This window comes from Gammaproteobacteria bacterium, from assembly GCA_035546635.1.
Classification (GTDB): Bacteria; Pseudomonadota; Gammaproteobacteria; order JAURND01; family JAURND01; genus DASZWJ01.
On record DASZWJ010000034.1, the window covers coordinates 249659 to 274903 of the forward strand.

General features: G+C 43.8%; 21 protein-coding genes and 1 tRNA gene. 7 read left to right on the top strand and 15 right to left on the bottom strand.

The features are described 5' to 3' along the window. Positions 1 to 97 precede the first annotated feature (97 nt). Complete coding sequence (gene pdhA / locus VHE99_10430) at positions 98 to 1174, bottom strand: pyruvate dehydrogenase (acetyl-transferring) E1 component subunit alpha (protein HVV69428.1); 1077 nt, start codon at positions 1172 to 1174, stop codon at positions 98 to 100. Positions 1175 to 1362: 188 nt separating this feature from the next. Between pdhA and VHE99_10435 the strand changes: the two genes are divergently transcribed. The 3 genes from VHE99_10435 (at position 1363) to VHE99_10445 (ending at position 5506) form a co-directional block, all read left to right on the top strand. Then, positions 1363 to 2247: a hypothetical protein gene (locus tag VHE99_10435; protein ID HVV69429.1), complete on the top strand. Its 885-nt coding sequence runs from the start codon at positions 1363 to 1365 to the stop codon at positions 2245 to 2247. After that, positions 2244 to 2993, top strand: a complete 750-nt coding sequence (ugpQ, locus tag VHE99_10440; protein HVV69430.1) for a glycerophosphodiester phosphodiesterase — start codon at positions 2244 to 2246, stop codon at positions 2991 to 2993. Before VHE99_10435 ends, ugpQ begins: the two co-directional genes overlap by 4 nt. A gap of 74 nt (positions 2994 to 3067) precedes the next feature. Beyond that, positions 3068 to 5506 carry an acyl-CoA dehydrogenase gene (locus VHE99_10445; GenBank protein HVV69431.1) on the top strand — a complete coding sequence of 813 codons (2439 nt, stop codon included), beginning with the start codon at positions 3068 to 3070 and terminating at the stop codon, positions 5504 to 5506. A gap of 314 nt (positions 5507 to 5820) precedes the next feature. Here VHE99_10445 and VHE99_10450 read toward each other — a convergent pair whose 3' ends face one another. The 8 genes from VHE99_10450 to VHE99_10485 all read right to left on the bottom strand — a co-directional run bounded on the left by VHE99_10450 (position 5821) and on the right by VHE99_10485 (position 12104). Then, positions 5821 to 6141 carry a type II toxin-antitoxin system VapC family toxin gene (locus VHE99_10450; protein HVV69432.1) on the bottom strand — a complete coding sequence of 107 codons (321 nt, stop codon included), beginning with the start codon at positions 6139 to 6141 and terminating at the stop codon, positions 5821 to 5823. A gap of 136 nt (positions 6142 to 6277) precedes the next feature. Beyond that, a complete protein-coding gene (locus VHE99_10455) occupies positions 6278 to 7405 on the bottom strand; it encodes an ATP-binding protein (protein ID HVV69433.1) in 1128 nt (375 codons plus the stop codon). A gap of 176 nt (positions 7406 to 7581) precedes the next feature. Continuing rightward, positions 7582 to 8466, bottom strand: coding sequence for a DUF2520 domain-containing protein (locus VHE99_10460; protein HVV69434.1), 885 nt, complete (start codon positions 8464 to 8466; stop codon positions 7582 to 7584). A 206-nt stretch (positions 8467 to 8672) separates the two neighbouring features. Continuing rightward, the gene (gene panD / locus VHE99_10465; protein HVV69435.1) at positions 8673 to 9053 is read right to left on the bottom strand and encodes an aspartate 1-decarboxylase; all 381 of its coding nucleotides are present in this window, start codon (positions 9051 to 9053) and stop codon (positions 8673 to 8675) included. Positions 9054 to 9184: 131 nt separating this feature from the next. Beyond that, positions 9185 to 10069: a pantoate--beta-alanine ligase gene (gene panC / locus VHE99_10470; GenBank protein HVV69436.1), complete on the bottom strand. Its 885-nt coding sequence runs from the start codon at positions 10067 to 10069 to the stop codon at positions 9185 to 9187. After that, complete coding sequence (gene panB / locus VHE99_10475; GenBank protein ID HVV69437.1) at positions 10069 to 10884, bottom strand: 3-methyl-2-oxobutanoate hydroxymethyltransferase; 816 nt, start codon at positions 10882 to 10884, stop codon at positions 10069 to 10071. The genes panC and panB overlap by 1 nt, the downstream gene beginning before the upstream one ends. A gap of 39 nt (positions 10885 to 10923) precedes the next feature. Then, the gene (locus tag VHE99_10480; protein HVV69438.1) at positions 10924 to 11526 is read right to left on the bottom strand and encodes an outer membrane beta-barrel protein; all 603 of its coding nucleotides are present in this window, start codon (positions 11524 to 11526) and stop codon (positions 10924 to 10926) included. Between the two features lie 8 nt (positions 11527 to 11534). Next, the gene (locus VHE99_10485) at positions 11535 to 12104 is read right to left on the bottom strand and encodes an acyloxyacyl hydrolase (GenBank protein HVV69439.1); all 570 of its coding nucleotides are present in this window, start codon (positions 12102 to 12104) and stop codon (positions 11535 to 11537) included. Between the two features lie 197 nt (positions 12105 to 12301). On the opposite strand from VHE99_10485, the gene coaBC reads away from it, so the two are divergent. Beyond that, positions 12302 to 13513 carry a bifunctional phosphopantothenoylcysteine decarboxylase/phosphopantothenate--cysteine ligase CoaBC gene (gene coaBC / locus VHE99_10490; protein ID HVV69440.1) on the top strand — a complete coding sequence of 404 codons (1212 nt, stop codon included), beginning with the start codon at positions 12302 to 12304 and terminating at the stop codon, positions 13511 to 13513. Positions 13514 to 13608: 95 nt separating this feature from the next. On the opposite strand, the gene trmB is transcribed toward coaBC, so the two are convergent. Beyond that, on the bottom strand, positions 13609 to 14298 hold the full coding sequence (gene trmB / locus VHE99_10495; GenBank protein ID HVV69441.1) for a tRNA (guanosine(46)-N7)-methyltransferase TrmB: 690 nt from the start codon (positions 14296 to 14298) through the stop codon (positions 13609 to 13611). A gap of 113 nt (positions 14299 to 14411) precedes the next feature. On the opposite strand from trmB, the gene VHE99_10500 reads away from it, so the two are divergent. The 3 genes from VHE99_10500 to VHE99_10510 all read left to right on the top strand — a co-directional run bounded on the left by VHE99_10500 (position 14412) and on the right by VHE99_10510 (position 18053). Further along, positions 14412 to 14485: transfer RNA gene (locus tag VHE99_10500), tRNA-Gly, on the top strand. A gap of 53 nt (positions 14486 to 14538) precedes the next feature. Continuing rightward, a complete protein-coding gene (locus VHE99_10505) occupies positions 14539 to 16635 on the top strand; it encodes an AsmA family protein (GenBank protein HVV69442.1) in 2097 nt (698 codons plus the stop codon). Positions 16636 to 16637: 2 nt separating this feature from the next. Beyond that, complete coding sequence (locus VHE99_10510) at positions 16638 to 18053, top strand: M20 family metallopeptidase (GenBank protein ID HVV69443.1); 1416 nt, start codon at positions 16638 to 16640, stop codon at positions 18051 to 18053. Between the two features lie 31 nt (positions 18054 to 18084). Here VHE99_10510 and VHE99_10515 read toward each other — a convergent pair whose 3' ends face one another. The 5 genes from VHE99_10515 to VHE99_10535 form a co-directional block, all read right to left on the bottom strand. Next, positions 18085 to 19308 carry an MFS transporter gene (locus tag VHE99_10515; protein ID HVV69444.1) on the bottom strand — a complete coding sequence of 408 codons (1224 nt, stop codon included), beginning with the start codon at positions 19306 to 19308 and terminating at the stop codon, positions 18085 to 18087. Between the two features lie 342 nt (positions 19309 to 19650). Further along, positions 19651 to 21963: a Tex family protein gene (locus VHE99_10520; protein ID HVV69445.1), complete on the bottom strand. Its 2313-nt coding sequence runs from the start codon at positions 21961 to 21963 to the stop codon at positions 19651 to 19653. Positions 21964 to 21982: 19 nt separating this feature from the next. After that, positions 21983 to 22477 (bottom strand): peptidylprolyl isomerase, encoded by a 495-nt coding sequence (locus VHE99_10525; GenBank protein HVV69446.1) that lies wholly within the window; start codon positions 22475 to 22477, stop codon positions 21983 to 21985. A 162-nt stretch (positions 22478 to 22639) separates the two neighbouring features. Next, on the bottom strand, positions 22640 to 24268 hold the full coding sequence (locus tag VHE99_10530) for an electron transfer flavoprotein-ubiquinone oxidoreductase (protein HVV69447.1): 1629 nt from the start codon (positions 24266 to 24268) through the stop codon (positions 22640 to 22642). Positions 24269 to 24464: 196 nt separating this feature from the next. Next, positions 24465 to 24986, bottom strand: coding sequence for a hypothetical protein (locus VHE99_10535; protein ID HVV69448.1), 522 nt, complete (start codon positions 24984 to 24986; stop codon positions 24465 to 24467). Between the last annotated feature and the right edge of the window lie 259 nt (positions 24987 to 25245).

Below are 25245 nucleotides of genomic sequence, written 5' to 3' on the forward strand. Positions count from 1 at the left end.
CTGAGGTTGTAAAAAGTTTTCTTCTTAAGCCTTGGCTTTTTCCTCCTCCCCTTGTGGGAGAAGGAAAAAAGCCAAGGCTGTAGAAGGAGGCTAAGAACTAATGCCCCACCGGCACTGCCTGAGTAGAAAGCTCTTCACGCTGTTCCCGATAAGCTTCCGGCAGCGTTGCATATAGATAATCCAGCATTGCTGTGGCTGGTTGAGGTGGCAAATTGAGATATTCATTCACCGCCAGGGCAATTTCTTCTGCGCATTGTTGCTGTAATTTTTCTTCATCGTTTTCAGTCCAAAGCTGCTGTGATTCCAAATAGCGGCGTAGACGGGCAATGGGTTCGCATTGCCAGGCATTATCAAGGTCAGCTTTATTGACATAGCGTTTGGCGTCATCCGCCGTGGTGTGGTCACAGAGCCGGTAAGTGATCGCTTCGACTAGGGTGGGTCCTAAACCTTTGCGTGCTTTGTCTAATGCCTTGCCGACAACATCGCCTACGGCTAGGGGGTCATTACCATCGACTTGTATTCCTTCAAAACCCCCGGCTATAGCTTTTTGTGCGATAGTGACAGCGCCCGTCTGGTGGTTGCGGGGGACAGAAATAGCCCATTGGTTATTATTTACGACGAACACGAGGGGAACTTTGAAAACTCCAGCAAAATTGATGGCTTCGTAAAAATCTCCTTCAGAAGTGCCGCCATCGCCACAGGTAGTGAGTACTGCGCGTGGCTGTTTACGTAGAGAGATGGCATAGGCAGCACCGCAAGCATGGAGTAACTGGGTGGCAATGGGTACTGAAATGGGGAAATCATGAGCCGGTTCAAAATCGCTGCCACGTTCGTCTCCACCCCAGTAGGCGAAAATTTTTGCAGGCTTAACCCCACGTGCCATCATAATGCCTTGGTCGCGGTAATAAGGAACTAATAAATCTTCTTGGTGCATCACCTGAGCTATGCCTGCAGCAATGGCTTCTTGGCCTAGTGAGGAAGGGAAAGTACCCATTTTTCCCGTACGTTGTAAGGTGACGGCTTTGGCATCAAAGATGCGAGTAAAAACCATGTGTCGGTACATATCCAACAAAACTTGGGGGTCTTGAGCAAAAGGAGGCAGGGGTTGGGTTAGTTTTCCTTCAGCATTGAGAAACTGTATATATTCAATGGAAAATTGAGCAACGGTTGTCATAGATTTTCCTGGGTTCATTGCCTTTGATACACCTATACCCGAAAACACAAGTGTATCGGGTGTAGCAGATTTGAATTATAATTCCCGCTATTCTGTGATGGCTTGTTAAGAATGACGAGAATCACAGGTTGCGAGTATAAACTGAAATACTGATATAAACATTATCATCTACTTATAGGAAATACTACATGACCTTGTCTGTAAAAAAAATAGTATTGAGCTCTACAGCATTATTGAGTGTCTTTAGCGCTTTTGCACAGGAATCACCAATCCCTAGGGGACTTGTGCTGAATAAGATTACTTACCAAACATCAGTTGAGCAGTGGTCAACTACGACCACAGCGAATGTGACAGTTAATATCGATGCTGGTTTAGATAAGATCGGTTTAGCTGATATAAATAACAAGGTATTGCAAAATCTCAATAAAATTGTGCCTTCTAATGATTGGCATATCACACAATTTAGCAGAACAGAGGATAAATCGGGGCTTGAAACATTGCATATTGAAGCACAAGCGCGCTTGCCCGGTGCTGCTTTAGCGGCAATCAGAGATAAGGCCAAAGCGATTACCAAGCCAGGTGAAACATATACTATAGCTGATATAGATTTCAGTCCTAGCCTTGCAGAATTAACTAGGTCACATGCCGGCGCACGTGCAGCAATATACAATGATGTTAAACAAGAAATTGCGCGATTGAACCAGGCTTATCCTGATCAGCATTACTTTTTAAATGCCATTGATTTTAATGGAGTGACAACCGTACCACAGCCCGCGATGACTACTATGGCGCAGCCGCGAGCAATGTTTGCCAGCGTGTCCTCTCCGGCCGCACCTGAATCATCGACGCCGGTTAATACTAAAATAGTTGAATCAGCAATCGTAGTAATTGCTTCAGTGGTGCAGGATCAAAAATTGCCGGTTGCTGCACCTGCTTCAACCCCCGCACCCACTCATGAACCAGCCCCAGCCCCCGCTCCAACGACTCCACCCGCACTTGAAAAAGTCAGCATGAGCATATTACCTTTTTCCCAGAGGGCAGCAGTAGCGCCTAAAAAGGATGTGAAAGGTTGACGTCACCGCGATTAGATTTATCATCCAGGGTAATAGCGCATCGCGGAGCCAGTCATTATGCGCCTGAAAATACGCTGGCCGCGCTACAAAAAGCTTATGAATTGCATATACCCTGGATAGAATTCGATGTGATGCTGACTGAGGATAATGTCCCTATTATTATTCATGATGAAACATTGGAACGTACTACTGACGGCCATGGTGAAGTTGCAAAAACTGCCTATAAAGATATCGCAGCGTTAGACGCAGGAAGTTGGTTTGATAGAGCATTTTCTGGTGAAAACATACCGACTTTTGCCGAGTTTCTAAAACAGGCTGCTGAATTAAATTTAAGCGTTAATGTGGAGATAAAGCCGAGTGAGGGTAAGGATCAGGAAACGGCAATGGCTGTGGTGCAGACCTTGCAAGCGCATTGGCTTACCGCGCGACCAAATTTACTGGTTTCCAGTTTTTCCGTGGTCAGCTTGACTGCGGCTCGCGCTTTGGATAAATCCTTGTGCTTGGGCTTGTTGTTGGATCATTGGTTTGGGGACTGGCAGGAAAGTTTATTGCAACTGGATTGTGTGGCTTTGCATGCGAATTGGCGCATCTTAACGAAGAGAAAAGTAGCGCAAATAAAAGATTTAGGGCGCTATGTGCTGGCGTATACTGTGGATAATCCTGAGCAGGCACGGGAACTTTTTTCCTGGGGCGTGGATGCTGTGTTCAGTAATGTTCCAGATGTTATTTTGTCGAGTGTGTTATAGCTGGATGGTATTTTTAGTAGTAAGGATTCATAATGTAGTTATAGTTTTTCTTAAAGCAAAAATGAGGGTTTTTAATGCTAGCCATTGCCTGGATTATTTTATTTCTTGCTGTGTGTAGCCTTTTGGCTTATCAGCGTGCCTCGCTCATTGTAGCCAGCATCGCTTTATTGATTTATCTGATTTTAGTGACTGGATTTAGTCATCTTAGTCCGGCAGGTAAAACTATTTTATGGTTAGTCTATTTAATCATCGTCATACCGCTCAATATTTTGCCTTTACGTAGAATACTATTTTCAAAACCCTTATTTTCTTTCTATCAAAAAACTAAACCCACCTTGTCCAATACTGAAAAAGAAGCCTTAGCAATTGGCACAGTCGGTTGGGAAGGTGAATTGTTTAGCGGTATGCCAGATTGGCGTAAGTTTGCAGCTTTCCCTGCCCCACAATTAAGCGCTGAAGAACAAGCCTTTTTAGCTGGGCCTGTCGAACAGTTATGTCAAATGTTGGATAACTGGGATATTAACCATAATCGCTTTAATCTGCCGCCGGAAGTCTGGCAATTTCTCAAAGAACAAGGTTTTTTCAGTTTTATTATTCCTAAAAAATATGGTGGTAAAGAATTTTCTGCTTTGGCGCATTCCGCCATTATCGCTAAAATTTCTGGTCGTAGTATCGCTGCAGCCACGGTTGTGGGTGTGCCGAATTCTCTAGGACCGGGAGAGCTGTTGTTGCATTATGGTACCGAGGAGCAAAAAGATTATTATCTGCCACGTTTGGCGCGAGGCGAAGAAATACCTTGTTTTGCACTGACCAGCCCTGATGCGGGTTCTGATGCAGGTTCCATGCCAGATCACGGTATTGTCTGTCGTGGTTTATGGCAGGGTGAGGAAGTATTGGGTATTAAGCTGCACTGGGATAAGCGATATATCACGCTGGCGCCGGTGGCGACACTGTTGGGATTGGCTTTTAAACTTTATGACCCAGAACATTTACTAGGTGGCAAAACCGATTTAGGTATAACCTGTGCTTTGATATCTACGAATACCCCAGGGATTACCATAGGCAGACGTCATTGTCCTGTGAGTTCGGCATTTCCTAATGGACCTACCCAAGGACGTGAGGTATTTGTGCCTGTCGATGCCATCATCGGGGGCGCTAAAATGGCGGGGCAAGGTTGGCATATGTTGATGGAGTGTCTATCTGTAGGCCGTGCCATTACTTTACCTTCATTAACGACGGGTTGCTCTAAAGTTTCTACTTTCACCACAGGAGCTTATGCGCGTATTCGCACGCAATTTAATATGGCGGTAGGGCGTTTTGAAGGTGTTGAAGATGCGTTAGCGTCCATAGTGGGGTATACCTATATTATGGAGGCTACCCGTACCTTTGCTGTTGCGGCAATTGATAGGGGAGAAAAACCGACGGTTCCTTCCGCTATCAGCAAATATCACACAACTGAATTAGGTCGAAAAGTTGCCAATCACGCCATGGATGTGCATGGCGGTAAAGGTATTTGCATGGGCCCGCGTAATTATTTGGCGCAATCGTATATTGAAATACCCATTTCCATTACCGTTGAAGGCGCGAATATTCTAACGCGTTGTATGATGATCTTTGGTCAGGGTGCGATGCGTTGTCATCCCTATCTATTTACTGAGTTACAGGCAGCGCACAATCCTGATGCGCGACAAGGATTAATTGCATTTGATAAGGCGATATTTGGACATCTGGGATTTTTGATGAGCAATAAAGCGCGGGCTTTTTTCTTAGCAATTACGCAAGGTCGTTTAAGTCGTTTTTCAGGCAAAGGTCAGCTGAAGCGTTATTACCAGAAACTCAATCGCTATAGTGCTGCTTTTGCTTGGGTTGCAGATGTGGTGTTGATTACACTCGGTGGGAGTTTTAAGCGCAGAGAGAGTCTTTCAGGGCGTTTGGGTGATATTTTGAGTATGCTGTATTTAGGTTCGGCACTGTTGAAGCACTTTGAAAATCAAGGCAGTCCGGCTGAGGATTTGCCCTTGTTAAAATGGTCGTGCCAAGTGGTATTTTTTAAGTTGCAAACCGCCTTGGATGGGGTGCTGAAAAATCTACCTAATCGTTTTATAGCTTCCGCCATGCGCATGGTGGTGTTTCCGTGGGGACGTTGCTTGCGCCTGCCGGATGACCGTTTAAACCATCAAGTGGCGAGTTTAATTTTATCGCAATCACAGACTCGGGCGCGTCTGACACAAGGCATTTATGCCTCCCCAGATCCAAATAATTGGGTTGGATTGATCGATGTAGCTTTAGGTAAAGTTATTAAAGCGGAAGCAGTCGAGAAAAAACTCCATGTCGCGGTGCGTGATGGCCAGGTCAGTGGTGAGAATAAAAAAGAACGTTTACAGTCGGCCTTGACAGCAGGTATTTTAAGCGCAGAAGAAATCCAGCTGATAACAGACGCGGAAGAGGCGCGTAGACAAATTATTGCGGTAGATGATTTTGCACCCCAGGAATTGGAGCGGCCGGTAGCTTGAATTATCCTTAAGGAATACTTCTGGGCACCTCTAGAAATTGATCTTTTCGCTCAATACGGCGCTGGATTAGATTTTAAAATCCTCATTTATTCCCGTATAAACTCCGGTTTTAAAATCTAATCCGACTTGTCTTGAGCGAAGATCTCTAATTTCTAGAGGTGCCCTTCTATACTGTATTAAGATAAGAAATCCGTTTTAAATCAGAATCTTTGGGTTCAATATAAGTTATAAAACTTTAATGCCCAAATGTTTTGCTGCAGCTTGCAATGCTTTATCTTTGGTGGCTATAGGAATTCCTAGGCACATGGCTAATTCTAAATAAGTGCTGTCGTAATTGTTAGCTTTGTGGTGTAAGCCAGCTGGAACGTTTCATGGAAAGCATAATTGGCTGTTTCCTGGTCTATTTGAATATTAAGGTTTTGTAGTAGCACCAAAAATTCAATAATTTCTGCGAATTTTATGAGCTTTTTACGTTCAGCATTGACTAAGATATTTCCTAATTCAAGTGGCCATAGGGTGGGTACAAATGCAGTAGCGTGTTCCAGTTTTTCAAGCAAAGCTATTGATTGTGGAGTTGTTTCATCTTCAAAACACCATGATAAAGCTATAGAGGCATCTAATACGAAGTTATTCATCGTCGTCCCGCGGCTTGTCCGCGGAATCCAGAAGAGGATAAAACTTGGTAAGAAGCCAAAAAAAATCTGCCATACTTCCTGGATCCTGCGGACAAGCCGCGGGACGACGCAGTGGGAGGTTAATTGACGACAGACCCTAGTCAAATAATGCTTGCGGATTTAACTTTAAAAAACTTTCTACTTCTATCCCTTGTGTCCCAATTAATAGTGTTTTTTCAGGTTTGAAAGCCTTACCAAATGCGGCAATACCCGACAATGCTGTTTTTTGTCGTCCGCTTTTTACCTCCAATGCGATTAACTGTTCTCCGCGTTGTAAGATAAAGTCAACTTCTTGATTTTTTTCTCGCCAGTAAAAAACAGAAATATCAGTTCCTACGGTACGATTAATTAGGTGGGCTCCAATTGCTGATTCCACGAGTCGTCCCCATTTTTCAGGGTTTTCTCGGGCGCTGTCATAAGTATCAGTTAATTGTGCGGACATCAGTGCAGTATTTAACACTTGAAATTTAGGGCTAGAACCGCGTTGTCTGACGGTTTGGCCGGCATATTTGCTAAGTCCTGTCAAAAGACCTGCTCCAGCGAGTAACTCCAAATAATGTGCCAAAGTAGTTGTATTACCGGCATCTTGTAGCTGCCCGGTCATCTTTTGATATGACAAAATCTGACTGGAGTAATGACAGCCTAAATAAAATAGATTGCGTAGCAAAGCAGGTTTGTGGATGGGGGCTAATGATAGGATATCGCGAGAAATTGTTGTTTCTATTAATGAGTCGATTATGTAACGCTTCCAGCGGGTTTCATCAGCAATCAAAGGTGCCGCGCCTGGGTAGCCGCCGAAATACACAAACTGCTGATAACCCCAGCCGAAGGCTTGTTGCATCTCTTCATACGACCAGTGCCGTACAGGTATGATTTCAAAGCGGCCAGCTAAACTTTCACTGATGCCTTTTTGAATCAGCAGGGGGGCGGAACCAAGTAATAATACTTGTAATTGGCGTTTATGCCGAGTGTCTTCATCCCATAATTGTTTAATCGTAGTAGTCCAATCAGGAATTTTTTGTACTTCATCCAAAATCAGTATGGCGGATTTCGATTTTGACAGATTAAGGCGTGCAATTTGCCATTGTTGTTGCAGCCAGAAATAATCCCGAGCGGCTGGGTCATCAGCTGAAATATAGTGAGTAGGGAGTTTTGCAGCTTCGGCGGCCTGTAATGCTAAGGTAGTTTTGCCTACCTGCCTAGGCCCAGCCAGCACTTGAATCATATGTCTTGGTTCAAGTAGGCGAGCCAAAATGGTATTAAGTGTGGATCGAATAAAAACGGGCTTCTCCTATTTACTCAATGTACTGAGTAAAATTACTCAGCGTATTGAGTAATTTTACTCAATACATTGAGTAAATCAAGGATAAGTGAAGTTTTTCTTATTAAATTCCTTATCATTCAATTAGTTGAATTGCTTAAAATTTCTTCTACCTGGCTGAAATTTTGCTCATTACTTGGGTTTCTAGTCCGCGCAAGTCCTAGAGCGATCTTGCCCAGTGACTGATATAGTGAGGCAATTTCAGTATCAAGATGTACGAGGGCAGCGGATTGCTTGGCAACGACCTCCCAGTCGCCGCGTGCAATCGGACCAGTTAGGGCGCCTGCGGTGCCTTTGATAAATATCTGTTCTAGGGTGAGGCGCATGAGGGGTTGTAGTGCTTTTAAGCCTTGTTCTTCCGTTATTTGGGTATGTCGCAAGCAGCGTAAGGCAGTTTCAGTCAGGGCGGTTAAGTAATTACAACCGATGACAAATGCTGCGTGATAAATTAATTTCTGTTCAGGTGTAATCAGCAGTACTTCAGCATCTAATTGTTTAACCCAGTCGCTGATTATTTGGCAGGCTTCAGGTGTGCCCTCTAGACCACAAAATGTGCCTGCGAAGGTCTGTATGGATAATTGTGGGTCGACAAAGCTTTTTATCGGATGCAGGCTGGCGGTGATGGCGCCTTGTTTTTGGGTGGCCTCAAGCACTTCAGAAGAGAGGGCGCCGCTGCAGTGCAGCACCAAATCGCCTGGGCGCAGTATTTTGGTAATAGCCAGTTGTTCAGCACAGTAGCGGATTTTTTGATCGGGTGCAGTGATGATATAGTAATTGGCAGGCGTTAATTCGTTAAAATGGGTTATGGCTTTCCCCTGGCCGATAAAATGACACGCTTGGGTGGCGCTAGCCAGAGAAGTGTTTAAGACACAGTTGAGTCGGAGTTGGGTTTTATGGGTCAGTAAATAACCTAGCACACTACCGACTTGCCCAGCGCCGATGATATTTAAATATTTGGGTTTCATGTTTTGCATAAAGTTTAAATGGGCAGACTCTCTCCCCCTCTTACAGCCATGACTTTTTCCCTTCTCCCCTTGTGGGAGAAGGTGCCCGCAGGCCGGATGAGGGGTAAGCTTGCAGTAGCATTTACTACAGTAAAGCCAACCCAAACTTACCCCTCATCTACTTACCCTGACATCTGTGCCTGCAGGGAAGAAAAAAGAGGAGTCTCTTAAACAGCCACAAACACCTGTTCCTGCGCATTACTTAGCGGATTATTCTTGTTATCCAACCGTAAGACGCGTGGTTTATGATTCGCTATTTCTTGTTCTTGCAGCCAGGCATAACTGCAAATAATCACGCGGTCGTGTACGTTGGCTTTATGGGCAGCAGCGCCGTTGACAGAAATAATGCGTGAGCCGGTAGGGGCAGGGATGGCGTAAGTGACCCAGCGTTCGCCATTATTGAGGTTATACATATGAATTTGCTCATTGGCTAAAATGCCAACTTCCCACATTAATTCCTGATCTATAGCGCAGGAACCTTCATATTCTAGTTCTACGTGGGTTACGCGTGCGTGATGTAATTTGGCTTTTAGGAAATTTTGTAACATACAACCTCGCGATCTAAGGTAAAACACTGTCCTTAATTATAACATAGTCTTTTTTTCTTTAGGCACCATTGAAGCTGACTTTGGGTTATCTTGGGGGCTAAAAATTACACGTTTATAAAATCGCGGATATATCAGCGGGCGGTTTCTGCTTCGCTCTTTTTGGCGGGAATTGCTGCGCTGATATTGTCTATCAAACGGGTTTTGCCTAAAAAAGCTGCGGCTAAAATAATTAAATTAGTATCTATTGCAGTGGGAATTTCTAATGTTGTTTCAGTGCGGATGTCTATATAGTCAACTTTAAAATTATATTGTGTCAATTGAGCTTTTGCATAGGCACACAGTTCAGCAAATGCAGAATTGCCGTTTTTAATTTCTTGCTGCATCCAGCACAAAATAGCATAAAGTTTGGGGGCAATCATACGTTCCTCGACCGATAAATATTGATTGCGCGAACTCAGTGCCAATCCATCCGCTTCTCGCAGCGTAGGTTGTCCTATTATTTCTATGGGAAAATTAAGGTCTGCTACCATTTTTCGAATAATAGTGAGCTGCTGATAATCTTTCTCACCAAAAACTGCAACTTGAGGTTGGACGATATTAAATAATTTCGCAACGATGGTTGCGACACCGGTAAAATGCCCAGGTCGGGTTTTTCCACAAAGTGAATCAGATAATTGAGAAACACTCACCGCTGTCAAAGATTGCCCTTGAGGAAATAACTCAGAAGTTTCAGGGATAAAAATGGCGTCGACATTTAAAGCAGTTAATTTTTCAATATCGGCTTCTTGGGTTCTTGGATAAGTCGCAAAATCTTCATTGGGGCCAAATTGTAGTGGATTAACAAAAATACTGACTACGACGTGTTGTGCTCGCTGTTTGGCCGTTGTTACCAAGGCTAAGTGACCCGCGTGCAAATTGCCCATAGTTGGTACGAATGCCGTACTTTCATTGCGGATCTGCCAATGCTTGATTCGTTCACGTAAAGACGCGATCTGAGTGAGGATTAAATCATTCATTAGGCAAAACTTTGTTCTAAAGTTGGAAACTCACTGGCTTTGACTTGGCGGATATATTCTTTCACTGCGCCTAGAACGCCAGCGGTTTGTCCGTCTAAAAAATTCTTTACAAAAACCAGCGGCTTGCCTGCCGTGAGTCCTAGCATATCTTGCGTAACCAATACTTGACCATCGCAATAAGGTCCTGCACCTATGCCAATGGTTGGTATGCTGACAGCTTGAGTGATTTCCTGGGCGAGGTTATAAGGGATGCATTCTAAAACCAATAATTGTGCACCGGCTTTTTCCAATGCGAGTGCCGTCGCTAACATTTGTGTTGCTTTAGCTGGATCACGACCTTGAACCTTATAACCACCAAAAATATGTACTGATTGTGGCGTCAGTCCCAGGTGTACGCACACGGGCACGCCTTTTTCGCTGAGTTGTTCAACAATGGGTACCAGCCACATTCCCCCTTCAATTTTAATCATTTCAGCTCCAGCTTGCATTAATCGGGCAGTATTACGTAAAGCTTGTTCGGTCTGGGTGTAAGAGAGAAAGGGCAAATCAGATAGGATGAGCGAGATGGGTTGGGCGCGGCAGACATTATGCGTGTGGTAGCACATGTCTTTAACCGTGACTGGCACAGTAGTTGAATGACCTGCTACCACCATGCCTGAGGAATCACCTACGAGTAACAATTCTATTCCGGCATCTGCCAGCAATCTAGCGAATGTGGCATCATAAACTGTGAGACAGGTAATTTTTTCACCACGTTGCTTCATTTTCTGCAAATGGGATAGAGTAATGCGGCGGGAATGAGATGCACTAGACATGATAGTTTCCTTTCGCGGGCAAGCGCTTCAAGTATATAGTTACGAAGAAGCAAAAGTATAACGCAGACCTAACAAATACTCATTAATAGGCACCGATTTATCAGGAATATCCTGAATGCTTTCGGGATTGCGGCCTTTTACATGCTGATAAGTACCGGTAATAGCAAAACGTGGTGAAAAATTATAAGCCAGTTCAATGCCGGCAGCTGGATTATTGTAGTGGTCTTCGGAAGGCGCGTTTGTGCCGGTTACTTCGGTTTTTTGACGTACTCCGCCAACTTTTGCAATCACATCAAACTTTTTGATATGAGCGGTGATTTGGGCAAAAAATTCCACAGTTTGGGCTTTGACTGTATCTGATCCACCGTCGTCAAAGTGATAGACCGCTTCACCATATTGACCCACGGCAATGTTCATGCCCAGGCCAAGATAGGAAGTTAGATCGTGGTTATAACCCACCCCAATACGTAAGGCAGGTGTTAAATTAGTATCAAGGCTGTTAGCACCTACAGACTCTGCTGAGGGTAGATTAGAAAAAGTGCTAACGCCGGATTCCAAGCCGATGAAAATACCATTGGTGGCTTGTGCGTTAGAGGTTGCGATTAAAGTAGCTGTAGATACCATTAATAATTTTTTTAGCATGGGCTTCATTAGAATTGATAACCTATAGAAAAGACATAAAGTAAATTGTAACTTTGGTTAGGATCGGCAAGACCTGCGTTACAGATATGGGTTAAGTGCACGTTTAAATCGACGCTGTGTTTGGAATTGCCAATTTCCGTACCAGCTTCCAAGGTAGACTGCAATGCGAAATGCGTGTTCTGTAACCGGTTACCTAACTGTTTGTCTGAAATATAAGTTGGACCTACCGATATTCCCAGATACGGTCTTACGCGATGATAGTCGGGATCAGCAAAATAAGCGCGAAATGCGGGTGAAACGGCAATATTGACCACATGTTTATGTTCATCGGTATGCGCAGTCCAAAAACCGAGGGTGCCATCGAGTGTCGCGATTAAAGTTTTGTCTACGTGGTATTTGAGAAATTTGCCGCTCAATACAAATAGAGTATTTGTATAATCTTGTTCGGGTTCACCTGAATCACCAAAACCAAAGGCGATTTCGTGCTCCCAGGCTTGTGCATTTGTACTGAGGAATAAACTGCTCAAGCACAGAATAATTAAAAAGAAATGCATTATTTTTTGGTATTTTATTAGCATGAGATATTTTTCTATGAGATGTTTAGCTTGTGATATTGGGTTTGACGGGAAATTCAAGGCTGCGAAGCCTAACATTAATGTTGGGGCTAGTAAATACAAAATACGTTGGGAAGCCTATTTTTGCTATACTGTCTTATACTTAAGGAAATTAAATACACATTAAATCATTGGTAACTTACTTATTTTTTGAGATAAATATGCCAACATTAAATAAAAAACATATTTTGCTCGGTGTGACGGGCGGTATTGCTGCGTATAAAAGCGCTGAGATAATCCGCCGCCTACGCGAACAGGGAGCAGAAGTGCGGGTAGTGATGACACCTGCTGCTAAAGAATTTATTACACCATTGACTTTTCAGGCGCTTTCGGGCCACCAGGTATTGTCAGATTGGGATCAACAATCCTCGGCATTTGCTATGGATCACATTGCTGAGGCGCGTTGGGCGGATATTATTTTAGTCGCTCCGGCTACGGCTGATTTTATGGCCAAATTGGCGCATGGTTTTGCCGGTGATATGTTGACTACCTTATGTCTTGCAGCCAATGCCCCAATTGTTATAGCACCGGCCATGAATCAGCAGATGTGGAGTAATCCGGCTACGTGGGCTAATAAAAACTTACTGCTTGAACGCGGCGTGCGCCTGTTAGGACCCGCCGCTGGGTCACAGGCTTGTGGAGAGGAAGGGGTAGGAAGAATGCTGGAACCTGCTGAAATTACTGCACTTTTAAGTGAGCAGTTTTCTTGTGCCGATCTCAATGGGGTGCAAGTCATGATTACTGCCGGCCCTACTCAAGAACCGATTGATGCCGTGCGTTATATCAGCAATTACAGCTCTGGGAAAATGGGTTATGCTTTAGCAGCTGCTGCAGCGGCTAGGGGGGCAGAAGTGCTCTTAATCAGTGGTCCTGTTAATCTGCCATGTCCCATAGGTGTAAAGAGAATATGCGTAGAAACTGCACAGCAAATGCAGGATGTGGTCATCCAACATATCGATACATGTGAAATTTTTATTGCATCTGCTGCAGTGGCTGACTACCGCTGTGCAGAGGTTAATACGCAAAAAATTAAGAAGAATCCAGCGGGAATCCAGCTAAATTTAGTGCCTAATCCTGATATTTTAGCCCAAGTAGCCCAACGACCCAATCCACCATTTACCGTAGGATTTGCTGCGGAAACAGAGAATTTACGCAGTAATGCCTTGCAAAAGTTAGCGCAGAAAAATTTAGATATGATTGCAGCGAATGATGTTTCTAGCAGTCATGCTGGATTTCATGCAGATCAAAATGCATTGCTAGTGTTGTGGTCTCACGGTGAGGAGGAATTTTCCTTGCGGCCTAAAACACAATTAGCGGCTGATTTATTAAAGCTGATTATTCAGCGTTTTATCGCTAAGAAACAAGGTGCTTAGTTAGTCGCTGGCGTGAAATTCAAAAACATGCTTTTCTACCTCTCCCACAAGGGGAGAGGTAAAAAAGCACTATTTTTTTGTTTTTGCGCCAACGACTAGTTCTGCTTATAAAATTTAAAATCCCATACCTCATGTCCCAAGCGTATTCCACGTTGTTCATATTTAGTAGCAGGCCGTTCAGGATGGCTTATAGCAAGTTGTCCGTTATCTTCTGCATTAATCAAATGATTAGCAGCTGAAAGTACGGCTAACATATGCTGTGCATAATCCTCCCAGTCGGTTGCCAAGTGCAAATAGCCACCACTTTTAAGCTTATGGGTCAATAGCTCAATAAAGTCAGGCTGAATCAGGCGGCGTTTATGATGACGTTTTTTAGGCCATGGATCTGGGAAAAAAATATGAATTCCTGCTAAAGAAGCATCATGAACACAATCAGCCAGAGCCACTTTTGCGTCAGCACACAGCACGCGCACATTGGTTAAATGCAAATTATGCAGTTGGGTGAGTAGGGTGCCGATGCCAGGACGGTAAACTTCTATCCCCAAAAAATTTATTTCTGGGTGGTTTTGGGCAGTGGTAATTAAGGAATGTCCCATACCAAAACCGATTTCTAGTATTGTGTCGGCGGGTCGGCCAAATATCACACGCCAATCCAGCAATCCCAAGTCATTAGGTAATACATGCTGTTCCCATAATGATTCCAGAGCTTTGCGCTGCCCTTCCGTCAAGCGCCCTTGTTGACGTCCGAAGCTTTTAATCGGGGGGCGTATGGGAGTATTTGTCATAAGGCTGGTATCTCAAGGGTGAATTAGGTAGGATTACAATCCTAAAAAAAAAGATGCCTCAGGCAGTCACAATATACGTATCAACATCGCGCGTTGCCATTTGTCGCGTGTTAGCGGGTGTAGTTCAATGGTAGAACTTCAGCTTCCCAAGCTGATAGCGTGGGTTCGATTCCCATCACCCGCTCCACATAGCCTACGAGCTAACAGACATGATAAAACAAATATTCAAGGGTGAAACTTATGAAAAAACTACTTAAAACCCTAATTTCAATCATAGTAGTCCTAATTTTATTATTCATTATTGCGGGTGTTTGTCTAGTACTATTTTTAGACCCGAATAAATTTAAAGAGCAAATCAGCAGTGTCGTGCACGATAAAACTGGTCGGGAATTGGTAATTAATGGAGATATTGAACGGTCATTTTTCCCTTGGCTGGGTCTTCGTATTCATGATGTGCGTATGAGTAATGCCCCCGGTTTTACACCAGAAGAAAATTTCATTACTGTAGGTGAGGCAGATGTCAGCGTTAAATTGCTGTCGCTATTATCTGGCAAGGTAGAAATTGGCAATTTAGTACTAAAAGATTTACAACTTAATCTGGCTGAAAACAAACAGGGTCAGACCAATTGGCAGGATCTAAAAGCGTTGGCTTCCAGCCACCACAGTGATACCCATATAGCCACAATGGCGAAAGCACGGACAGAAACGCCGCATACCAACGCAGAACCAAGTACACCCCCCAAATTCAGTGTTGAAGGCATTGAAGTTAAAAATGCAGATATTACCTGGGTAAATCAAAAAAATGGCCAGTCGTTAGAATTATCGAAGCTAAATTTATCCAGTAAGAACATTGGGATCAATAAACCATTCCCCTTAAGTCTTAATTTTGAATTCAGGGGCAATAAACCGCAAATCGCCGCACAATTTGCTTTAGATACCGATGCTACACTGGCGCCGCAAAATCTTTATCGGTTAGGTAAACTGCGTTTTTCTGCGCAATTATTAGATAAATCAGTGCCTAAGGTGCAGCTGGAGGCTGAGAGTGTTGTGGTCAATTTGCAGCAACAGACACTATCTATTGCCAACGCGCTATTATCAGCGGCTAATCTGACAGCCAAGACTAATCTGGAAGCTGCCAGTATTTTGACTAAGCCAGAGTTTAATGGCCGCATTGATATAGCACAATTTAACCTCAAAGATTTTTTAAAAGCTTTTGGCAAGACCATCAATACAGAGGACCCAGAGGCATTGCAGAAAGCCGCCCTTTCCACCAACTTTGTCGGGGACACTTCAGCACTTAAATTAAGCTCAATATTAGGACATCTCGATGATTCCACTTTGCAAGGCTCAGTGAATATTAGCAGCTTTGCTGGTAAAGCCCTGAATTTTGCTTTGTACGTTAATCAAGTAAATCTAGATCGCTATATGCCTGTCAAATCAGCTCCAGTAACGGCGACTACAGCGGCAATCAGTACGCGATCAAGTAATAGCGTTAACAAAACCTCTTCTGCTGATCCGGGAAGCTTTGAGGCTTTAAGACAAGCCAATATCAGCGGTACTGTGAAAATTGATGCGTTAACAGTATCCAAAACCCAGCTAACTCAAATTGCCGGACAGATATCAGTAAAAAATGGCATAGTAGAAATCAATCCATTAACTGCTAATGTGTATCAAGGCACGACCATCAGCAAATTAACTGCAGATTTGCGTGGCAGCGTTCCGCGTATGAATGTGGATGAAAAACTCTCCAATGTGCAGGTAAGTCAGCTCATGAAGTCAGAACGCTTAACAGGAAGCGCAAATATCATCGCACACCTGACCATGATGGGTAGCAGCCAGCAGGAAATATTGCGCAGTTTGAATGGTACGACAGAATTTAACATCCAAAATGGTGCCTTGTTGGGTGTGGATTTGCCTTATGAGTTGAACCGTGCGGCTGCCCTGATTAAGAAACAGCCAGGACCTGCCCAGCCAAGTACAGGAAGAACCAATTTTCAACAATTTAGTGGTAGTGGCGTATTCCAAAATGGCGTATTTAATAATCAAAATCTGCTGATGCAGTCTGCGCAATTAAAAATCACTGGCAATGGCACGGCTAATCTGGTGTCACAGACTTTGAATTATCATTTAAGTGCTGAGCAGCCCGGTAATCCAGTTTTAGGAAATACGGCATTGCCGCTTTTGATTACGGGAACTTTCAGTAAACCGATTATTACCCCAGATATTGAAGCAGTCGCTCGAGAGCTGTTGAAATCAGGTATAAAAACGCGCATTGAAGAACGCATTGGAGGCGGTGGTCGTGCAGGTGCATTATTAAACCGTCTGTTGGAAAGATAAAAATGAGTCTACAAATCGAAACTCTGGTTAATCAAACCTGGGACAATGCCATCATACCGGGTTTATTTAAATATATAGAAATTCCCTGTAAATCGCCGTTATTTGATGCAGAATGGGAAAAAAACGGTTTTATAGATAAAGCTATGCGGCTGGTGGTGGATTGGTGTCGGCAACAGAATATTCGTGGGTTACAGCTGACTGTGCATCGCTTACCTGGACGCACGCCACTCTTAGTGTTAGAAGTCCCCTCTGACTTACCACAAACTGTGCTGCTTTATGGGCACCTGGACAAACAGCCGGAAATGTCAGGTTGGCATGAGGGTTTAGGGCCGTGGACACCGGTTATCCAAGAGAGTCGGCTGTATGGACGTGGTGGCGCAGATGACGGTTATGCCGTATTTGCCAGTATCGCAGCGATTAAAGCCTTACAAGAACAAGGTCTGACTCATCCACGTTGCGTCATCGTAATTGAAGCTTCTGAAGAAAGTGGCAGTGTCGATTTGCCTTATTATATGGAGCATATTGCTGAGCAAGTGGGTACGCCAGACTTAATCATCGGACTTGACTCCGGTATGGGAAATTATGAGCAGTTTTGGTCAACGACTTCACTCCGTGGCATTGTCGCAGGTACCCTCACCGTAGAAATATTAACCGAAGGCGTACATTCCGGTGCAGCAAGTGGGGTAGTGCCATCGAGTTTCCGTTTGATCCGACAATTATTAAGTCGCATTGAGGATGAAAATACCGGTGAAATTTTATTATCTGAATTTAAAGCCGATATTCCACTACAACGTATAGAAGAAGCTAAACAAGTTGCAGCCGTTTTGGGAGAAAAAGTACACACCGATTATCCGTGGATCGAAGGTGCAAAAGCCTCCGCAATTGCTAGCCATCAGCTGATATTGAACCGTACCTGGCGTTCCGCGTTGTCGATTACTGGTGTGGATGGCATCCCAGATTTAAAAAACGCCGGAAATGTATTGCGTCCTAAAACAGCTTTGATGCTTTCCATGCGCGTGCCACCTACCACTGATCCCAAGCAGGCCGGTTTAGCATTGAAGAAAGTTTTAGAAGCTGATCCCCCGCATGGGGCTAAAGTGGTTTTTGATTTTACTAAAGCGTCTCCAGGATGGAACGCGCCAGCCGTAGCACCTTGGTTGGCTGATGCAATCGATACCGCTTCACACCAATATTTTGGTAAACCTGCGCTGTTTTGGGGTGAGGGTGGATCGATTCCGTTTATGCATATGTTGGGGGAAAAATTTCCTAAAGCACAATTTGTGATTACGGGTGTGTTAGGCCCCCACTCCAATGCGCACGGACCGAATGAATTCCTGCATATTCCGGCAGCTAAAAAACTGACTTGTTGTGTAGCGGATTTATTACATCAGGCGGATAGGATATGGCGAGCTTCCTGACATAGCTGCTACCCTGAAGCTGAACCAAATCTCACAAAATCTCTTTATGTCGCCACAGCAACAGCACAGCAATTGCAGTAAACATCGCCTCCAATCCATATAACCAACTTAATGGTAGCAAGTCCCCAGTAATATCTAACAAGATGTATACCAGTAAAATCAGGACAGCAGCCGCACTGTTAAATACTGATTGCACCCGCGCTTGAAAATTAATATGCGTATGCAATTGCGCTTTGGTGATTAGTAAAGTCCATGCTGCCAATGTCACGCCCATCAAAAAATAAATGACATTAGCTGCCCAAAGTGTTGAAGTAAATCCAAATAAAACAAATAAAATTGTCAGCGCAGTTAATTGGGTAAATACTAGGATTTTGAAATTCCATAGCTCAGTGAGTAGGGGTGCAGTGAGTCCGCCCAATATGACACCGACAGATAAACAGATTTCTATCAAACCAAATTCACTGGCTGTGGCATGTAAAATATTTTTAGCATAGGGCGCCAATAAGATAGGCGCAGTAAAAAAATTTATCATGATGAGTAATTGCGCATAATAAAGCACGCGTAGAGATTTTCTGCGCGACAGGTAGCGTAATCCTCCACGCAAGCCAAACCAGAAACCGCGACGTTGGCGCGGTTTTACAATATCTGGGGCTTCTTCAGTATATAGACTTAATGGCTTTATCAGTATCAAACACCAGGTAGCCAGTAAAAATAACAGACCACTGATAGCCAAAACGATTCTGGAAGAAAAGGCTGCTATTAAAAATCCAGCACAGCCCATACCGGCAATATTGCCGAGTTCGTAAGAGATAGCCACAATGGCATTCGCATGCAGCATTTGTCTTACGGGGACTATTTCGCGAATATAAGCAAATGCTGTAGGACCGTAAAAATTACCAAATATGCTTAATAAGATGGCGGTAGCATAGATTTCCCAGGGCAAAACATGCTGTGTTATGATTAATGCCACGAGCACCAATAAGACGCCGCGTGTGGCATTACTCATCACCAATAGTCCCTTGCGTGAATAGCGGTCGGCAATAACGCCGCAGATGGGTCCAAGAAAAACTGTAGGCCCCCAAAAACACATCATTAGCAGTGCAAGCGAACTGACTGAATTATTGACGCTAAGCAGAATCCAGGTCATGGTGATGTAATTCAAACCACTGCCGAAATTTGAAGCAATACCGTTTAATCCAAACCAGCGTAGGGGTTGTAGAGATAGGGCTTTCCAACTGCTTGTTATTGAAGACATGGTATATCCTTATCGTCCTTGGTTTAAGGTTAAGCGCTGGTAACTATTCACCACAGGATTGAAACGGCCATATTTTCCCAATCTCACCCCTAAAAATTTAGGAAAAATGCTCACATACTTTGTGTATGCTGCGCTTTTTCCTAAATTTTTAGGGGCGACCTTGGAAAAATCTGGCCGTTTTGTGCTACTTGCGGCAATGTGCTGAATAGTTACAAGCACTATATCGCTATCACTATCTCATCTATTTACACTGTATCCCCTCCTCTCCCACAAGGCTAGGATATGCACACAAGAGAAGAAGGAGGCATAGATATTTATGTAATAACTCCCCTGGTTTGCAGACTATTTTTCCTTCTGCTTCGCAAGTGCAGCCAATAGTACATTACCGAGAGTCGTTTCTTTAACCGCTGCTTTTTCAGGTTTGCGCAATTTCTTTCGCGAGGGTATTTTATTGGTCGAAGTTTTTTTAGGCGGAGAAATTGCAGGCTGTGAAGTGGCAGGAGATTCCGAAAGACGCATGCTTAATTGAATGCGTTTACGTGCTAAATCTACCTCCAGCACTTTGACTGTTACAATCTGGCCAACTTTCACCACATCGTGCGGATCTTTAACAAAGCGATCTGCCAACATGGAAATATGCACTAAACCATCTTGATGTACGCCGATGTCTACAAATGCACCAAAATTGGCCACATTGGTGACCACACCTTCCAAAACCATGCCCACAGTTAAATCTGTCAGAGTTTCCACACCTTCTTTAAAAGTGGCCATTTTAAACTCCGGTCGCGGATCACGGCCGGGTTTTTCCAGCTCCTGTAGAATATCAGTGATAGTGGGTAGTCCAAATTGCGCATCAATAAAATCTTTAGCATTAATGGCTTTTAACAGTTCACGGTTACCCATGATTTCTTTACAGGTTTTTTGTTGTTGCGCCAAGATGCGTTCTACGAGTGAATAGGCTTCAGGATGAACGGCAGAAGCATCCAGCGGATTATCACCATTGGTAATCCGTAAAAATCCAGCCGCTTGTTCGAAGGCTTTTTCACCTAGGCGCGGCACTTTTTTCAATTGTTGGCGAGTATTAAAGCGGCCGTTTTCATCGCGGTAAAGCACAATGTTTTTTGCAACGCTTTCATTGAGACCGGCCACACAAGATAACAGGGGCACAGATGCGGTATTCACATCAACACCCACGCCGTTGACACAATCTTCCATCACGGCATGTAAGGTGCGTGAGAGCTTCACCTGATTAACATCATGCTGGTATTGGCCGACACCGATGGCTTTAGGATCAATCTTGACTAATTCAGCCAGCGGATCTTGTAATCGTCGTGCAATAGAAACTGCGCCGCGATAAGTCACATCCAAGGAGGGGAATTCTTGCGCGGCAAGTTCTGATGCTGAGTAAACTGAAGCACCGGCTTCAGAAATCACAATACTGGTCAGCTTTAATTCGGGGTGACGTTTTTTGAGTTCTAATACCAGTTTATCGGTTTCGCGTGAAGCAGTGCCGTTACCGATGCTGATTAATTCCACTTTAAATTGCTTGCAGAGTTTCGCTAAGCTATCGATAGAGCCGTCCCAATCATTGCGTGGCGCATGCGGAAAAATATTGGTATGGTGTAGCAGCTTACCAGTGCCATCTATCACTACCACCTTAACTCCCGTGCGTAAACCGGGGTCCAAACCTAATGTGACACGTGATCCAGCCGGTGAAGTCATCAACAAATTTTTCAAATTATTAGCAAAGACTTTGATAGCTTCTTCTTCAGCTAATTCACGCAATTTGACGATGAGTTCGACTTCTAGTTTTAAAAATATTTTTGCTCGCCAGGCTAAAGCTGCAGTGTCAATTAACCAGGCGTCGGCTGGGCGTTGTTGATTGGTGATAACAAATTGTTGCTGAATCTTTTGTTGGCAATGCGATTCTTCGGATGCATTTAAAGTTAAAGCGATGCGTAACACACCTTCATTTTGACCGCGTAATAATGCTAAGGCGCGGTGTGAGGGAATCTTTTTAATTGGTTCTTGGTAATTAAAATAGTCTGCAAATTTATGACCGCTGGTTTCTTTTTCTTTAATGACTTCGCTTTTGATGACGCCATGTTGCCAGAGGTAGTCGCGCAAGTAGCCAAGGAGATCGGAATTTTCGGAAAATAATTCTAGTAAAATGTGTCTTGCGCCTTCTAAAGCTTCGGTAGCGTTGTTGATATTTTTTTCTGTATTGATAAATTGCCCTGCCAGTTGTTCAGGAATTTGACTGGGTTCTGCAAGTAATTGCAAGGCCAAGGGTTCGAGTCCCGCTTCTTTGGCTATTTGGGCTTTGGTGCGGCGTTTGGGTTTATAAGGTAGGTAGAGATCTTCGAGGGTTGCTTTGTTGTCTGCTTGTAAAATACTGGCTTCAAGTTCAGGCGTTAATTTACCTTGCTCGCTGATGCTTTTTAAAATGGTTTGCCTTCTATCTTGTAATTCGCGCAAATAGCTCAAGCGTTCTTCCAAAGTGCGAAGGTCGGTGTCCGTTAAACCGCCGGTGACTTCTTTACGATAGCGGGAAATAAACGGGACGGTATCGCCGCCGTCTAAGAGTTCAATGGCTTTGGCGACTTGTTCTATTTTTATATTTAATTCAGTAGCAATGAGGTTATTGATATTCATATATTCACCATTAACTTGCTTATTCTGTGACCGTGACTTTTTCTATGATGACATTTTCTACCGGCACATCTTGATGACCAGCGCGGTTGGTGGTAGCGACTTTTTTTATTTTATCAACTACGTCCATGCCGGAGGTGACAGTTCCAAATACACAATAGCCCCAGCCGTTGATGGATTTGCCGCTGAAGTTTAAAAAATCGTTGTCTTTGACGTTGATAAAAAATTGGGTGCTGGCGGAATGGGGGTCAGAGGTGCGAGCCATAGCTATGCTGCCGCGCTTATTGGGTGTGCTGCGGTCAGCTTCGTTTTCTATAGTAGGTTGTTTGGCTTTTTCTTGCATGCGGGTATCAAAACCGCCGCCTTGGATCATGAAGCCATCAATGACGCGGTGGAAAATGGTGTTGTCGTAGTAGCCGCTTTTTGCATGCTTTTGAAAATTTTCTGCTGTTTTGGGCGTGTTTTCGAAATCCAGTTCGATGGTGATAATGCCGTGGTTGGTTTGTAGTTGGATCATAGGGCTCTCCTATAAGGTTATATGTTTTCTTTTCTCTAACAGCCTTGACTTATTTCCTTCTCCCGCAAGGGAGAAGGAAATAAGTCAAGGCTTTTAAATGGCACCTTTCCCCACAAGAGGGAGGGAAGAAACTCAAAGTAGTTAGCCTCAAGTAGCTATTCTTCACATTTCTGTATAGTTAGGCCCATCCCCGCCTTCGGGTGGTACCCAGTTAATATTTTGCCGAGGGTCTTTAATATCACAGGTTTTGCAGTGTATGCAATTAGCAAAATTAATTTGTAAGCGTGGTTTAGTATCCACATCTAGGATTTCATAAACGGCAGCGGGACAATAGCGTGATTCGGGTGAGGCATAGATTTTAAAATTGACGGCAATGGCTAATTCTGGGTCTTTAAGTTGCAGGTGGCAAGGCTGGTTTTCATTATGCAGTGTATTGGATAAAAAAACCGAAGTTAACTTGTCAAAGGTCAATACACCATCATGCTTAGGATATTGAATAGGGGTGCAGACTGTGGCTGGTTTTAAGCATAAGTAATCTGGCTTAGGATGCTGCAGAGTCCAGGGTGCTTTACCATGCAACACATAGGTGTCGAGGGCAGCATAAGCTAAGCCTGGCCACAAGCCCCAGCGAAAAGCCGGGCGAATATTGCGTGCGGCATATAATTCCCTGGCAATCCACGATTGCTTTAGTTGGGTTGGATATTCTGAAAGCTCGCCGTTTGGCGGGTCATCTATATGGGTAAAAATGGCTTCTGCAGCGATCATGCCCGATTTCATGCTGGTATGTATACCTTTAATGCGTGGGACATTGAGAAATCCTGCGCTATCACCGATTAATAATCCACCTGGAAAACTGAGCTTGGGAATGGATTGCCAGCCGCCTTCATTGAGCGCACGTGCGCCGTAGGCGATTCTTTTAGCGTTTTCAAAGGTATCACGTATGGCGGGATGCGTTTTAAAGCGTTGCAATTCTTCATAAGGATCTAAAAAGGGATTGCTATAATCAAGTCCCACGACAAAACCCACGGCTACCAGATGATTTTCTAGATGATACAGGAATGAACCACCGTAAGTTTTTGTATCCAACGGCCAACCGATGGTATGCATGACTTTGCCCGGTTGATGGTGATTGGGAGCGACTTCCCATAACTCTTTGACGCCTATGCCATAGGTTTGCGCTTGGACATTTTTGGTAAGATTAAAGCGTTGCAGCAAAGTTTTCGTGAGTGAGCCGCGGCAACCTTCGGCGAAAACGGTTTGTTTGGCATATAAATCAATTCCAGGTTGATAGAGGTCAGTGGGTTGACCCGCGTTGTCTATGCCTTTATCACCGGTGCGAACACCGCAGACGGCGCCAGTATCAGTATAAAGTATTTCAGTTGCCGGAAAGCCGGGGAATATTTGTACCCCGAGGTTTTCAGCTTGTGCGCCTAACCAACGGCACAGTTTATCCAGACTAATGACATAATTACCATGATTTTTCATCAAGGGTGGCGTAGGGAGCCGCCAGCTATTTTTGGCGGTTAATAATAAAAAATGATCGTCAGTTGCGGGAGTATATAAGGGAGCGTCAAGCTGTTGCCATTCTGGTAATAATTCATTCAAAGCTATAGGATCGAGTACTGCGCCGGAGAGGATATGCGCACCGACTGTAGCACCTTTTTCTAATATACCAATAGAGAGTTCGCGGCCGGTGGTTTTTGCCAGTTGCGAAAGACGAATGGCGCAGGCAAGACCTGCGGGACCTGCGCCCACGATGACAATATCAAAATGGAGTGATTCTCTTTGCATGAGGGTCGTCCTTGGGATTGGGTGTTGCGTGGACTTTAAGGAGTGGCTACGCTAAAGTCAAATTGAAACTCCCTCCCTTTTAAAAAGGGGGTAGGCTGTAAGATGGGCGGTGGGAAAATATGACCGTTTCAGTCCAGTGGTGAATAGTTATATGCAAAATACCATTCCTTCAGGAACGGAAGGTTATCAATAAAAGTTATTGATTGGCTGTAGGATCTTTATCAATAAAAAATTCCGAATCCGCTTGGTCTTCGGAAGTTATTATTTCTTGTTCTGTATCGTTAAAGTTTGGGAAATAGTTAGATATAGGTGAATTAGATCCAAATGTGGCTAATTGCTTATCGATCATTTCTAGCTCCATTTCTGGAGAAAGATCAGAATTTTCTTGATTAAACTTTTTGTTAACCTCATTAATTTCCTCCTCATCCTCAGCTAGAAATTGCTGTAATGCATTCAGATCCATTTGCTCTGCGTTATCATCCTCAGGGGTTGGAAAATGAGGAGTCAGAATATCCCCAGTTATAAAATTTTTTGCTATTGAATTATCTGGAGGAGTTTCCGAGGAAAATAAATACTTTTGCAGATTCATAAACGGTTCAAGAGGATTATCCATATTCAAATCAAAATCTTGAGATAGGTGCTCGTTTTGCAACTCTTCCATTACTCTTATGTAAGATAAGCTTTTTTTCTTTTTGTCTGCAATTTTCTCATCGCTCATGAGAGACACCTAGTTTTGTCTGAACAGTTAAAGATATACTTTTCGAGTATATAGTCCTATATCTGAATTTTATGGGTTAATTATTAAAATAATATTAAAACCCAAAATTACCTAGCACATCGAATTGCCTCAGAAATAACCTAACCGAAGGACCCCCAATTTAAAGGTAAAAACCCCAACGTTGCCTCATAATTCACCTAACTTAAGGAAAAGGGGTGAATTTATGAAAAAAGGCGTCAATTTAGAGCATTTCTTGATC